Origin of the sequence: Streptomyces rubrogriseus, from assembly GCF_027947575.1 — a bacterium.
GTDB classification, from domain to species: domain Bacteria; phylum Actinomycetota; class Actinomycetes; order Streptomycetales; family Streptomycetaceae; genus Streptomyces; species Streptomyces rubrogriseus.
Genome location: NZ_CP116256.1, coordinates 8,294,743 through 8,307,948, shown reverse-complemented (window position 1 = coordinate 8,307,948; position 13,206 = coordinate 8,294,743). Strand labels below are relative to the sequence as shown.

Annotated in this window: 9 protein-coding genes, 2 tRNA genes and 1 pseudogene; 7 read left to right on the top strand and 5 right to left on the bottom strand. The window is 73.3% G+C overall.

Annotation, left to right across the window (positions count from 1 at the left end):
• Positions 1–15: 15 nt before the first annotated feature.
• Both Sru02f_RS37600 and Sru02f_RS37595 read left to right on the top strand, forming a co-directional pair.
• The gene (locus tag Sru02f_RS37600) at positions 16–621 is read left to right on the top strand and encodes a SigE family RNA polymerase sigma factor (protein WP_167469263.1); all 606 of its coding nucleotides are present in this window, start codon (positions 16–18) and stop codon (positions 619–621) included.
• A gap of 128 nt (positions 622–749) precedes the next feature.
• Positions 750–2,426 (top strand): long-chain fatty acid--CoA ligase, encoded by a 1,677-nt coding sequence (locus tag Sru02f_RS37595; protein ID WP_109029088.1) that lies wholly within the window; start codon positions 750–752, stop codon positions 2,424–2,426.
• 66 nt (positions 2,427–2,492) lie between these two features.
• On the opposite strand, the gene Sru02f_RS37590 is transcribed toward Sru02f_RS37595, so the two are convergent.
• A complete protein-coding gene (locus tag Sru02f_RS37590) occupies positions 2,493–3,776 on the bottom strand; it encodes an MFS transporter (RefSeq protein ID WP_109029087.1) in 1,284 nt (427 codons plus the stop codon).
• A gap of 135 nt (positions 3,777–3,911) precedes the next feature.
• On the opposite strand from Sru02f_RS37590, the gene Sru02f_RS37585 reads away from it, so the two are divergent.
• Entirely contained in the window at positions 3,912–4,490 is a 579-nt protein-coding gene (locus Sru02f_RS37585; protein ID WP_109029086.1) for a TetR family transcriptional regulator, read from the top strand.
• A 39-nt stretch (positions 4,491–4,529) separates the two neighbouring features.
• Here the strand turns inward: Sru02f_RS37585 and Sru02f_RS37580 are convergent.
• Both Sru02f_RS37580 and Sru02f_RS37575 read right to left on the bottom strand, forming a co-directional pair.
• Positions 4,530–8,894, bottom strand: a pseudogene (locus tag Sru02f_RS37580) (PAS domain-containing protein).
• 174 nt (positions 8,895–9,068) lie between these two features.
• Complete coding sequence (locus Sru02f_RS37575; protein WP_109029084.1) at positions 9,069–9,530, bottom strand: SSI family serine proteinase inhibitor; 462 nt, start codon at positions 9,528–9,530, stop codon at positions 9,069–9,071.
• A gap of 181 nt (positions 9,531–9,711) precedes the next feature.
• Here Sru02f_RS37575 and Sru02f_RS37570 point away from each other — a divergent pair.
• The 3 genes from Sru02f_RS37570 (at position 9,712) to Sru02f_RS37560 (ending at position 10,614) form a co-directional block, all read left to right on the top strand.
• Positions 9,712–9,802, top strand: a tRNA-Ser gene (locus Sru02f_RS37570).
• A gap of 191 nt (positions 9,803–9,993) precedes the next feature.
• Positions 9,994–10,066: transfer RNA gene (locus Sru02f_RS37565), tRNA-Arg, on the top strand.
• Between the two features lie 110 nt (positions 10,067–10,176).
• A complete protein-coding gene (locus tag Sru02f_RS37560) occupies positions 10,177–10,614 on the top strand; it encodes a DUF6234 family protein (protein WP_174854972.1) in 438 nt (145 codons plus the stop codon).
• On the opposite strand, the gene Sru02f_RS37555 is transcribed toward Sru02f_RS37560, so the two are convergent.
• Complete coding sequence (locus Sru02f_RS37555) at positions 10,607–11,038, bottom strand: DUF6010 family protein (RefSeq protein WP_109029082.1); 432 nt, start codon at positions 11,036–11,038, stop codon at positions 10,607–10,609. The two genes, Sru02f_RS37560 and Sru02f_RS37555, sit on opposite strands and share 8 nt — an antisense overlap.
• Before the next feature lie 228 nt (positions 11,039–11,266).
• Between Sru02f_RS37555 and Sru02f_RS37550 the strand changes: the two genes are divergently transcribed.
• A complete protein-coding gene (locus Sru02f_RS37550; RefSeq protein ID WP_109029081.1) occupies positions 11,267–12,754 on the top strand; it encodes a peptidoglycan D,D-transpeptidase FtsI family protein in 1,488 nt (495 codons plus the stop codon).
• 22 nt (positions 12,755–12,776) lie between these two features.
• On the opposite strand, the gene Sru02f_RS37545 is transcribed toward Sru02f_RS37550, so the two are convergent.
• On the bottom strand, positions 12,777–13,136 hold the full coding sequence (locus Sru02f_RS37545) for a winged helix-turn-helix transcriptional regulator (RefSeq protein ID WP_109029080.1): 360 nt from the start codon (positions 13,134–13,136) through the stop codon (positions 12,777–12,779).
• Positions 13,137–13,206 lie beyond the last annotated feature (70 nt).

Below are 13,206 nucleotides of genomic sequence, written 5' to 3'. Positions count from 1 at the left end.
TCATAGCGTTGAGCCATGACCACACCCGTCTGCACCAGCGCTTCGAACGCCGCCACAGTCATGGCGCCGGCCACGGCGAGGGCCGCCGCACCGGCCGCGTCCACGGCACGGACGCAGACCTTCCCGTACCCGTCGTTCTCGTCGTACGTGAAGGCACGCCAGCCGGTGCTGCTGCGTACCGCCCGGTCGCTCACCGCGAACCCGAGCGACGCGGAGGACCTGCTGCAGACCGCGCTCACCAAGACCTACGTGGCCTGGGAGCGCATCGAGGACCACCGTGCCCTGGACGGCTACGTGCGCCGGGCGCTGCTGAACACCCGGACGTCGCAGTGGCGCAAGCGCAAGGTCGACGAGTTCGCCTGCGACGAGCTGCCCGAGCCGGAGCCCGTGACCGGGGCCGACGACCCGGCGGAGCGGCAGGCCCTGCACGACGCGATGTGGCGGGCGATCATGAAGCTGCCCGCCCGGCAGCGGGCGATGGTCGTCCTCAGGTACTACGAGGACCTCAGCGAGGCCCGTACGGCCGAAGTGCTCGGAGTTTCCGTGGGCACGGTGAAGTCGGCCGTCTCCCGGGCCCTCGGCAAGCTCCGCGAGGACCCTGAGCTGGGGTTCGTGCGGTAATGACCCGGTGTGTGAACACCCGGTGGGATCGCGTATTCGGCGCCGCCCACTGATCGATCACCCGGGACTAGTGACATACCGCGCGGTATGTGCGCAGAATCAGCGCAACCCTTACCGCCGCGTAGGCAATGTCGCCCCGGGAGGACACCGTGCTGAGCACGATGCAGGACGTACCGCTGCTGATATCGAGGATCCTGACCCACGGGTCGACCATCCACGGCAGCTCGCAGGTGACCACCTGGACCGGTGAGGACGAGCCGCACCGCCGCTCCTTCGCCGAGATCGGTGCCCGCGCCGCCCAGCTGGCGCACGCCCTGCGCGAGGACCTCGCCGTCGGCGACGACGAACGCGTGGCGACCCTCATGTGGAACAACGCCGAGCACGTCGAGGCCTACTTCGCGATCCCCTCCATGGGCGCGGTCCTCCACACCCTCAATCTCCGCCTCCCGCCCGAGCAGCTGGCCTGGATCGTGAACCACGCCGCCGACCGGGTCGTGCTCGCCAACGGTTCGCTGCTGCCGCTGCTCGCCCCGCTGCTGCCGCACCTGAAGACGGTCGAGCACGTCGTCGTCACCGGGCCGGGCGACCGCTCGCTGCTGGACGGGGCCGCCGTCCAGGTGCACGAGTACGAGGACCTGATCGCCGGGAAGCCGACCGCCTACGACTGGCCCGAGCTGGACGAGCGGGCCGCGGCCGCCATGTGCTACACCTCCGGCACCACCGGCGACCCCAAGGGCGTGGTCTACAGCCACCGCTCCATCTACCTGCACTCCATGCAGGTCAACATGGCCCAGTCGATGGGCCTGACCGACCAGGACACGTCGCTGGTCGTGGTCCCGCAGTTCCACGTCAACGCCTGGGGGCTGCCGCACGCCACCTTCATGACCGGCGTGAACATGCTGATGCCGGACCGCTTCCTGCAGCCCGCGCCCCTCGCCGCGATGATCGAGGGCGAGCGGCCGACGCACGCCGCCGCCGTCCCCACCATCTGGCAGGGCCTGCTGGCCGAGCTGACGGCCACGCCCCGCGACGTCTCGTCCCTCACCCAGGTCACCATCGGCGGCTCGGCCTGTCCCCCCTCCCTCATGGAGGCGTTCGACGCGCTCGGCATGCGGGTCTGCCACGCCTGGGGCATGACGGAGACCTCGCCGCTCGGCACGATCGCCCGGCCGCCGGCCCACGTGGTCGGGACGCCGGAGGAGTTCGCCTACCGCCTCACGCAGGGGCGCTTCCCGGCCGGCGTCGAGGCCCGGCTCACCGGTCCCGGCGGCGAGCGCCTGCCCTGGGACGGCGAGTCCGCCGGTGAGCTGGAGGTGCGCGGCAACTGGATCGCCGGTGCTTACTACAACGGCCCCGGGGCCGATCCGCTGCGTCCCGACGACAAGTTCAGCGCGGACGGCTGGCTGAAGACCGGTGACGTCGGCACGATCTCCCCGGACGGTTTCCTCACCCTCACCGACCGGGCCAAGGACGTGATCAAGTCCGGCGGCGAGTGGATCTCCTCGGTCGAGCTGGAGAACGCGCTGATGGCCCACCCGGACGTCGCCGAGGCCGCGGTCGTCGCCGTACCGGACGACAAATGGGGCGAGCGTCCGCTGGCCACCGTCGTCCTCAGGGAGGGCGCCAGCACCGACTTCGCCGCCCTGCGCACCTTCCTCGCCGAGGACGGCAAGATCGCCAAGTGGCAGCTGCCGGAACGCTGGACGGTCATCGAGACGGTGCCGAAGACGAGCGTCGGCAAGTTCGACAAGAAGGTGCTGCGCCGGCAGTACGCCGACGGCGGTCTCGACGTCACCCGCCTCTGACCGGCGCGGGCACGAGGATGCCGGTCGGCGGGCCGCACGGCCTCCCGCCCGGCACCCCCTCCGCCCTCACCGCGCGGTCCGCGCGGTCCGCGCAGTCCCGGGAGTGCGCGCAGTCCGCGCCGGGCGTACGGCCGTGGCCGTCCACCCCAGCACCAGCCAGGCCCCCGCCACGGCGCACACGCCGCCCCAGCCCCAGTGGCCGAACGCGGGCCCCGCGAGGGCCGAGGCCAGCGCGCCGCCCGCGAAGCCGGCGACGACGTACGCCGTGTTGGCGGTGGCCGGGGCCGAGGTCGTGGTGAGGGCCAGGGTCTGGTTGGCGACGTGCGAGGCGACCAGGGCGGCGTGCACCAGGACGGCTGCGGCGCACAGTGCCGCCATCACCTGGCCGCCCAGCCAGAACAGCGGCACCGAGAGGGCGGCCAGCGCGTACGCGGACCGTACGACCTTGGCCGCGCCGAACCGGTCGACCATTCCCCCGGCGAGCGGCGCGACGACACTCGCCGCCAGCCCGAACAGGCCGAACAGTCCGGCCGCGGCGGTGGTCATGCCGTACCCCTCGTCCTGCGTGAGCAGCAGGGCGAGCGAGGTCCACAGGGCGCTCCAGGCGCCGTACATCCCCGCCTGCCGCACGCACGCCCGCCACAGGTCGGGCGAGCGGCGCACCAGTCCCGGTATCGCGACGAGCCCCGCGAACAGCGGCCCCCGCCGCTGTCGCCGCTCCACCGGCAGGATGTACGCGGTCGCCAGCCCCAGTACGGCGGTGAGGACGGCGGCGCCCACGAACACCGCCCGCCAGCCGAAGGCCTGCCCGGCGAGACCGCCGAGCACCCGGGCCGCGACGACGCCGGTGAACAGGCCCGCGATGACGGCCGCGACGTGCCGGGCCCGGCGGTCGGCGGGGGCGCGTTCGGCGACCAGCGGGACGAGGAGCTGCGGTACGACGGTGGCGGCCGAGGCGACCAGGACGGCGCCCGCGAGCGCGCCGGTCCCGGCCGACGCGGCGGCGGCGAGCAGGGCGGCGGTGGCGACCAGCGAGAGGGCGGCGACCAGGCGGCGCCGGTTCACGCTGTCCCCGAGCGGCGCGAAGAAGAGCAGGCCGGCCGCGTATCCCAGCTGGGCGACCGAGGCGAGCCAGGCGACCCCCGACGGGGTGGAACCCATGTCGTGGGCGATGAGGGGGAGCAGCGGCGCCGCGAGGTAGATGTTGGCGGCCGTCACGGCGGTGCACAGGGCGATCAGGGGGAGGAAGAGGCGTGCGGCGGCGCCGGACGGCCCCTTCCCGGAGGGCACCCTCCCGGCGGCCGGGGTGGACGTGGGGGCGGGAGTGGTGGAGGACGGCGATGACGGCATGGGCGGAGCGACTCCTTCGAGCGCGCATTAACAACTAACTGGTTGGTTGGAACTAACCCGGGGAGTCTCGCCCGCATTCCCGAGTCGTGTCAACCAAATAGTTGGTTGGTTCGCCCGTCCGGCTACCCTGGCCCCATGGCAGCAAGGGACCCCGAGGCCACCAAGGCCCGGATCTTCGAGGCGGCGGTGGCGGAGTTCGCCCGCCACGGCATCGCCGGCGCGCGCATCGACCGCATCGCGGCCGAGGCCAGGGCCAACAAGCAGCTGATCTACGCCTACTACGGCAACAAGGGCGAGCTGTTCGCGTCCGTCCTCGAGAAGAAGATGCTCGACCTCGCGATCTCCGTCCCCGTCGACCCGGACGACATCGAGGGCTGGATCGACCGCCTCCTCGACTACCACGCCGCCCACCCCGAGCTGCTCCGCCTGCTCTTCTGGGAGGGCATGGAGTACGGCACCGCCGAGCTGCCGCACGAGGCCGAGCGCCAGGAGCACTATGCCCGCAAGGTCGCCGCCGTGCGGGACGGCCAGGAGCGCGGCGTGATCACCGACGCCATCCCGGCGCCCGACCTCCTGTTCCTGCTGGTCGCGATGGCCAACTGGGCGGTCGTGGTGCCGCAGATGAAACGCATCCTGGTCGGTGGCGGGGACGCCGACACCGACGGCCTGCGTGCCTCGATCAAGAAGGCGGCCCGCCGCATCGTCGACCGGTGACCCGGAGGGACCCGTCGGCCGGTGCCGCCGCGGACGCCCTCAGTTGGTCCCGATCCGCGAGAGCAGCTCGACGATCCTGGACTGCACCTCACCGCTGGTGGAACGCTCCGCCAGGAACAGCACCGTCTCGCCCGAGGCCAGCCGCGGCAGGTCGTCCTGGTCGACGGCGGCGGTGTAGACGACCAGCGGGGTGCGGTTGAGCTGCCCGTTGGCGCGCAGCCAGTCGACGATCCCGGCGGACCCCTCCTGGCGCCGCTGCACCCGCATCAGGTCCATCACGACCAGGTTCGGCCGGAACTGGCCCGCCAGCGTCACCGCGTCGGCGTCGCTCGCCGCCCGCGCCACCTGCATCCCGCGCCGCTCCAGCGTCGAGGTCAGCGCCAGCGCGATCTCCGCGTGCTCCTCGATCAGCAGGACGCGCGGCGGATGCTGCTCGCTGTCCCTGGGCGCGAGCGCCTTCAGCAGGACGGCCGGATCGGCGCCGTAGGCGGCGTCCCGCGAGGCCTGTCCGAGCCCGGCCGTGACCAGCACCGGCACCTCGGCCGCCACCGCCGCCTGCCGCAGCGACTGGAGCGCCGTACGCGTGATCGGCCCGGTCAGCGGGTCCACGAACAGCGCGGCCGGGAACGCCGCGATCTGCGCGTCGACCTCCTCGCGCGAGTTCACGATCACCGGCCGGTAGCCGCGGTCGCTGAGCGCCTGCTGCGTGGAGACGTCCGGCGCGGGCCACACCAGCAGCCGGCGCGGGTTGTCCAGCGGCTCCGGCGGCAGCTCGTCGTCCATCGGCTGCGGGCGCGGCGGATCGGCCACCTCCACGGCCCCGCCGGGTCCGTCCAGCGGTTCGGGCCCCTCGGCGGCGTTCCGGTCCGGCGCCCCTATGGCGTACGACCGTCCGGCGCCCTCGGTGACCGGCGCGAGCCGTCCCTGACCGCCGGCCAGGGACGGCTGGTCCTGGGCCTGCCTCGGGGGCTGCGGCGGGGCCTGCTTCTTCGGCTGCGCGCCCGGCGGCTGCTCGGCGGGCGGGTGCGGGCGGGCCGACGGCGCCGTCCCGCCGCTCGCCGGGTCGGGTGGCGTGCCCAGCTTGCGGCGTCGGCCGCCGCCGCCCGGCTGGTGCGGGGCGGGGTCGCCGACGGCTGCTGCACCTGGACCGCCTGCCGGTTGAACGGCACGCCCTGGCCCAGGGTCCGCACACTGATCGCCCGTCCCTGCGTCGAGTTCGGGTCGACGGGCGCGGACGCCTCGGCGGGCAGCGGCTGTGCCGCGCGAGGGGCGGGCGCGTTCTCGGGCGGCAGCGGGGTGCCCCGGCTCGGCGTGGTGGCGGGAACGCCCTGCGGGGCGGCAGGTGCCGCAGGTGCCGCAGGCGCCGGTGCCGCGCCGGGCGGTACGGGGAGCCGGGCAGTACGGGCGTGCCGGGCGGTACGGGCGTGCCGGCGCCCTGGGTGTCCGCGGCGGCGGGCCACGGCTGCGGCGCGGGCGCGGGCTTCCCGGGGCGGCGGGCGCCGCGGCGTCGGCACCGGACTCGGCGGGCCGGGGTGCCTGTGCCTCGGTATGGGGGGCGGCGGCCGGGGCGGGCACGGGGGCTCCGTGCACCGGCGGCGCTCCTTGTACCGGGATGCCCTGGGCGGGCGCACTCCGCGTCTGACGCTGGTCCTGGTCCTGGTCCTGGGCCTGGTCCTGGCCCGGCACCGGTTCGTCGGCCGGGCGGGCGGCCCCGGCCCGTCGGCGGCGTCCCGTGGGCGCCTCGGCCGGATGGGGCTGCGGCGGCGTGTGGTCCTCGGACTGGTCGTGCGGTACGGCGTCGTGGCGGCCCTCGTCGGGCACGGCGTCACCGGGAGCGGCGGGTCCCGGCACCCGGACCCGACCGGGCTGGACCTGCCCCGGCTCCTGAACCCGTCCCTGAGCCTTTGCCGCCCCCTCGGAAGGACGGTCGGCGTCGGCGTCGGCGGGCGGCAGGGCGAACACCTGGCGCGGAGCGGCCTCCTGCGCGGCGGCGCGCTCGTTGGCGGAGGCCAGGGCACGGCGTCGGCGCCCCGTCGGCCGGTCGGAGGCCTCAGGGTCCGCCGGGTCGGCCAGGTCTGCCGGGTTCGACCCGCCGGCCTGCGCGGGCAGCGCCGGAGGCAGCGCGTGCTGCTCACCGCCGTCCTGCCCGGCCCGGCGTCCGGTGGGCGCGGGGACGCCCTGTGGCGGCACGGTCCCGCCCAGACCGGTGTTGGACGCCGCGGCCCCGCCGCCGTGCTCGCCGGCCATGACGACGGCACCCTCGGACACCCCGCCGAGCGCGGCCTGGGGCACCCCGGCCGTCTCGGCGCCCGAACTCTCCGCGGGCCGTCCCCGCCGACGCCCGGTACCACCGGCCCCGGCACCCGCGCCGGGCCCCGCCTGCGCGGGCACGGGCAGCGGACCCGGTACGTCGCCGCCCTGCCCCTGAGCGCTGGCCCCGGCCCGGGCCTCGACCCCGGCCTGCGCCTCGGCCTGGGCCGCGCGCCTCCTGCGCCGCCCGGTCGGAGCGGAGTCCGCCTCGGGCCCGGCTCCCGCGCCGCCCGGCGCCTCGGCGACCCCGCTCTCCAGGAACGCGTCGACGGAGGCCCGGCGGGCCCGCCGCCGTCCGCCCCCGTGAGCCGGTTCGCGAACGGCCACGGTGCTGCCCTGCGCACCCACGCCACCGGCCGAGTCGGCAGGGGCGTCCGGCACGGCGGGGGCGATCTGCGCGAGCTCGGCGCCCTGGGCGGTGACGGCACCCGCGCCGCCGCCGATCGGCACCTCCAGCACGAACGCGCTGCCGCTCATGCCCGGCACGTCGTGCGTCTGCAGCACGCCACCGTGCGCCCGCACGATTCCGCGCACGATCGGCTCGTGCACCGGGTCTCCCCCGGCGTACGGCCCGCGCACCTCGATGCGTACGACCTCGCCGCGCTGCGCCGCCGCGACCACGACGGTGTTGTCCAGGTAGCCGCCCGTCGCCGACACGGGCGAGTTGCCGGTGGCGTCGACGCCGGCGACGTCCGCGACCAGGTGCGCGAGCGCGGTGGCCAGCAGCCGGGGGTCGACCTCGGCCTCGATCGGCGGCGCGTGCACGGCGAACTGCACCCGCCCCGGCCCGATCAGCTCCACGGCACCGTCGACACCCGCCGCGACGACGGCGTCGAGCATCACCTTCGTACGGGCGACCTGTTCGTTGCCCACGTCCAGGCGCTGGTAGCCGAGGACGTTGTCGATGAGGGTGGTGATGCGCGAGTAGCCGGCCGACAGGTGGTGCAGCACCTGGTTGGCCTCGGGCCACAACTGCCCGGCGTCGTCCGACGCGAGTGCGGCCAGCTCCCGGCGCAGTTCGTCCAGGGGGCCGCGCAGGGAGTCGCCGAGGAGGGTGAGCAGCTGCTCGTGCCGCCCGGCGATCGCCTCGTACCGGTCCTTCTCCCGCTCGCCGAGGGCGGCGTAGCGGTCGGCGTCCGCGGCGATCTCCTCCGCGTGCTGCTCCTTCAGCTCCTCCAGCTCGGCGACGTGCCGCTGGCGCAGCGCGGTCAGCTCGGCGGCGTGCTCCTCGGCGAGCCGCTCCAGTTCCTCGGCGTGCCGCCGCTCCGCCTCCTCGTGCTCCTTGACGAGGGCGTCGTAGGGGCGCCGGTCGGTGAAGGTCATCACGGCGCCGACGAGCTGGTCGCCGTCGCGCACGGGCGCGGTCGTCAGGTCGACCGGCAGCTGGTCCCCGCTCTTTGCGAACAGCACCTGCCCGCGCACCCGGTGCTTGCGCCCGGAGCGCAGGGTGTCGGCGAGCGGCGACTCGTCGTACGGGAAGGGCGAGCCGTCGGCACGCGAGTGCAGGACCAGGGTGTGCAGCTCGCGCCCGCCGAGTTCACCGGCCCGGTAGCCCAGGATCTGCGCGGCGGCCGGGTTGACGAGGACGATCCGCCCGTCGGTGTCGGTGCCGACGACGCCCTCGGAGGCGGCCCGCAGGATCATCTCGGTCTGCCGCTGCGAACGGGCCAGCTCGGCCTCGGTGTCGACGGTGCCGGAGAGGTCGCGGACGACCAGCATCAGCAGCTCGTCGCCGGTGTAGCCGTAGGTGTCGTAGGCCTGCTGGCCGGTCTCCAGGTTGGCGCTGGTGACCTCGACCGGGAACTCGGAGCCGTCGGTGCGCCGGGCGACCATCCGGGTCGGCTTGGTGCGCGCCCGCGGGTCGATGTGGTCGGGGCGCCGCATGGAGCCCGGGATCAGCCGCGAGTCGAACTGCGGCAGCAGATCAAGGAGCCCCCGCCCGACCAGCGCGGTGCCCGGCGTCTCGAACGCCTCGAGCGCGATGGTGTTCGCGTTGACCACGGTGCCGTTCGCGTTGACCAGGACCAACGCGTCCGGCAGCGCGTCCAGTATGGCTGCGAGGCGAGCAGCGCCTCGGGATGGCCTGCTGCTCACGAGACGCTTCCCTCCTGTTACCGCACTTGCCGACCGCCTGGGCCATCTTGCCAATCGGCCCGCGACGTGTCACGCGAGGGAGTCTAAGGGAGGGGGCCCCTCGGACGGTGTGGGATGGGACGGAGGTCGCACGAGGAAGTGACGTAGAACGTGTGACCGGTGACCGTCCGGGCCCTACGACCGGGCCGGGGCCCCCACCTCGGGCAGCAGCGGCACCATGCGGTCCCACCGGGAGATCTCGCAGCCGTCGCGCCGGTCGTACGTCGCGTCGACGGGGCGTCCGGCCCACGTACCGGTGACGCGCGCGGTGGCGGGGCCGCCGTACTGCATGGTGCAGACGGTGCCCTCGGGGACCGGCGCGAAGACCTCCTGGCCCCACCGGGTGTCGCGGTCGACGACGGCACAGGCGCCCTCCGTGTCGGGGTGGTCGCCGCCGACGGGGTGGCAGTACAGCTCGTAGGTGCCGTCCATGTCCGGGCCGGCGTCGCGGACGGTGACCGTGAGGTGGTCACCCTCCGGAGCGGCGGGACCGGCGACCGCGGCCGAGGGCGCGGCGCAGACGGAGGCGAGGGCGGCGGCGGACAGGGCGGCGGCGCCGAGGAGGCGGGCGGCGGGGGTGCGGGTCACCTGGAACATGACCTGACCAACGCGCCGGCCGCCCGGACGTTGCGCGACGGCCCGGTGGACTACGCCGTAAGGGCTTTGCTCTGCGGCCTGCCCGCCTAGTACCGTAGGGGCCGATTGGTGACAGCGCGCTCAACTGTGTCATCATCGGCACGCGCCACTCGCGCTCGCCCGCGAGACGGTGCTGTTGTCTGGAGGCGTCGCCTAGTCCGGTCTATGGCGCCGCACTGCTAATGCGGTTTGGGTCTTAAAGCCCATCGAGGGTTCAAATCCCTCCGCCTCCGCACGAACACGGAAGCCCCGGCCCACCCGGCTGGGGCTTCTGTGTTGCCGACCGCCCGCAACCGGCATTTGCCCAGGTCACAAGGGGTGCGGCCAATGGATTTCACATGACGGCGGCAGTCATGTAATGTTCTTCCTGTCGCCGCGAACGGGCCGGAAGGAACGGGAGCGGCGGTAAAACTGAACAAGACAAGCACTCGTAGCTTAACGGATAGAGCATCTGACTACGGATCAGAAGGTTGCAGGTTCGAATCCTGCCGAGTGCACAGTGCGGCGGAAGCCCCGTGGATCTCTCCACGGGGCTTCCGCTTTCTCTTGGGGCAGCTGAGTAGGCGTACTCATGTGCCCGTTCCGTGTGCGGGCCAGAGTGGCGGACATGGACCTGCCTGTCGCTCCGCCGGCGTTCGACGCCACCACCGGCTCCGGACGTCGGCGCCGTGCCGACCTTGGTGCCGACATCGGGGCCGGATGCGGTCTCGTGGTCCTGGAGTTGATCGCCTTGGCGGTGATCTTCGGGCTCTGGTTCCTGTCCGGACTGAGTCTCGATCCGGCGGAGAGCGTCCCGCCCGATCCCTTGTGGAACTACCTGGCCGCCGTCGGCGGCGTCGGGGTCCTCGCCGGGGTGGCGGCCGCGGTCGCCGCGCGGGCCGGGGCCGTGGTGACGGTGGCCGGGCAGGCCGTCGTGGTCGGCCTGGTCTGTGTCGTCGTGTTCGGTGGCGTCGCGCTTCAGTCGCACCAGGACGAGCGGTGCCGTGACGTGCCGGCGGCGACCGGCTGCACGGGGAGCGGTCAGGGCGGGTCGCCCCTCACGTGACGGCCCGCCGCCGCGGAACGCGACGCCCGGCGAGGAGTGCGCGCAGGGAGGGGCCGCCGCGCAGGCACCACAGGGCGATGACCGGGTCGCAGATCGCGCAGCCCAGGGACGAGTCGTGGGCGAAGGGGAGGATCGGGTTGCCCTTCAGATGGTGGACGACGTCCCACGCGGTGTGCAGCAGCCAGCCGATGCCGATGAACGTCCAGGACGTGAGGCCCCGGTAGGCGACGTAGAGCATGAGCGCGCCGAACGGGAGCTCCCAGGCGCCCAGGCCGCCGCCCGAGAAGTAGACGCCCCCGGCACCGGCGATCCCGAGGGCGTTCAGTGGGCGGCGGTGCGGGTCCGGGACGAGGGACAGCAGCAGGACGACGAGGAGGCCGATGCCGATCGGCATGACGTACGGAAGGAGGCCGGCGAGGTTCATGCGGGCACGCTATGCAGGGCACGGAGGGTGTCCCAGTGGCGTGAGCGACAGGTTCCGACGGATTGTCGCCGACGGGGCTCGAAGGCCGTGGGCAGCGGGAGTTGGGCGACACGGCGGGTGCGGTGGCCGACCGGACGTGAGTACGGTCCGCAACTGTGTCTAGGGTGTGCGCATGTTGAGAGGACCAGTCTTCATATCCGACCGGCCGCACATCGACGGGGGCCGACGGTGAACAAGCCGCTGAGGGCCGTGGCGATCTTCTGCGGACTGCTGGTGCTCGGCCTGCTGATCCGCGCGAACTGGCTGCAGTACGTCCGGGCCCCGGAGCTGGCCTCCGACACCAAGAACAGACGGGTGCAGATCGAGCAGTTCGCCACCCCGCGCGGCGACATCATCGTCGGCGGCCGGGCCGTCACCGGTTCCAAGGAGACCGAGACCACCGACCTCAAGTACAAGCGCACCTACGTCGACGGTCCGATGTACGCGCCGGTGACCGGATACGCGTCGCAGGCCCAGGGCATGACGCTGCTGGAGAAGACCTACGACTCCATCCTCACCGGCAAGGACGACCGGCTGGCGTTCCAGCGGTTCGCCGACGTGGTCAGCGGTGAGGGGCGGCGGGCCGGCTCGGTGGTCACCACCATCGACCCGAAGGCGCAGAAGGCGGCCTGGGACGGGCTGACCGACCTGAAGGGCGCCCGGGGGGCCGTGGTCGCGCTCGACCCGCAGACCGGGAAGGTGCTGGCGATGGTCTCGGCGCCCTCCTACGACCCGTCGACGTTCGCGGGGAGCACCTTCAAGGAGTCCGACCGCTTCGTCGCGCTGGACAAGAAGAAGAACAAGCCGCTGGCCAACCGCGCGCTGCGGGAGACCTACCCGCCGGGCTCCACCTTCAAGATCCTCACCGCGGCCGCCGCGCTGGAGCACGGCATCGTCACCGACGTCGACGCCCGCACGGACGCCGTCTCCCCGTACCCGCTGCCGCAGTCCACCAACAAGATCGGCAGCGAGGCCGGTGACGCGGTCTGCAACAAGGCCTCGATGAAGACCGCCATGCAGCACTCCTGCAACAACGTCTTCCTCGACGCCGCCTCCAAGCTCGGGCAGGACAAGATGCGCGAGACGGCCGAGAAGTTCGGCTTCAACGAGGACGTCTACTCCGACGACTTCGGCGACCTGCTCGCCACCAAGAGCCTCTACCCCGAGGACCTCGACAAGCCCGGCACCGCGCTCACCGGCATGGGACAGGGCAGCCTCACCAGTACGCCGATGCAGATGGCCCTGGTCACCGCCGGGATCGCCAACGACGGAAAGGTGATGCAGCCCTACGTCGTCGACGAGGTCAAGGGCCCGGACCTGGACACCCTGGAGAAGACCGAGCCCACGGTGATGAGCGAGGCGGTCTCCGCCGAGACCGCGCAGAAGGTCCAGGAGATGATGGAGTTCACCGCCAAGGAGGGCAGCGCCCGCCGCGCCCAGATCGACGGCATCACGGTCGGCGGCAAGACCGGTACCGCGCAGCGCGGTGTCGACGTCAACGACGAGGTGCCGTACGGCTGGTTCGTCTCCTACGGCAAGAAGGACGACGGGTCCTCCGTCGCGGTGGCCGTGTTCATCGACCCGACCGACATGGACATCTCCCGCGCGGACATCTCCGGTGGCGGGCTCGGCGCGCCCATCGCCAAGAGCGTCATGAAGGCGGTCCTGAAGTCGTGACGCCGTCGGGGGCGGCGGCGCGTCACACCCTGGCCGCGTCGTACGCCCCCCGGGACCGCTCGACCGCCGCCATCCGCCGCTCGGTCCAGCGCGCGAGGTCCCGGACCTGTTCGGCGGCCTCGCGGCCGAGGTCGGTGAGGGAGTAGTCCACCCGGGGCGGGATCACGGGCGCGGCGTCCCGGTGGACCAGGCCGTCGCGCTCCAGGGTCCGCAGGGTCTGGGTCAGCATCTTCTCGCTGACCGAGCCGATCTCCCGGCGCAGTTCGCCGAAGCGGTGGGGGCGGTCGAGCAGAGCGATCAGGGCCAGGGTGCCCCAGCGGCTGGTGACGTGCTCCAGGAGCAGGCGCTCGGGGCACATCGGTTCACTTTCTGCCATGGTCATACGGTACGTCCGGGCGGGCGCTCACCATGAGTGAGTGCCCGCCCGTTGTCAGTGCTGCCCCCTACTGTCG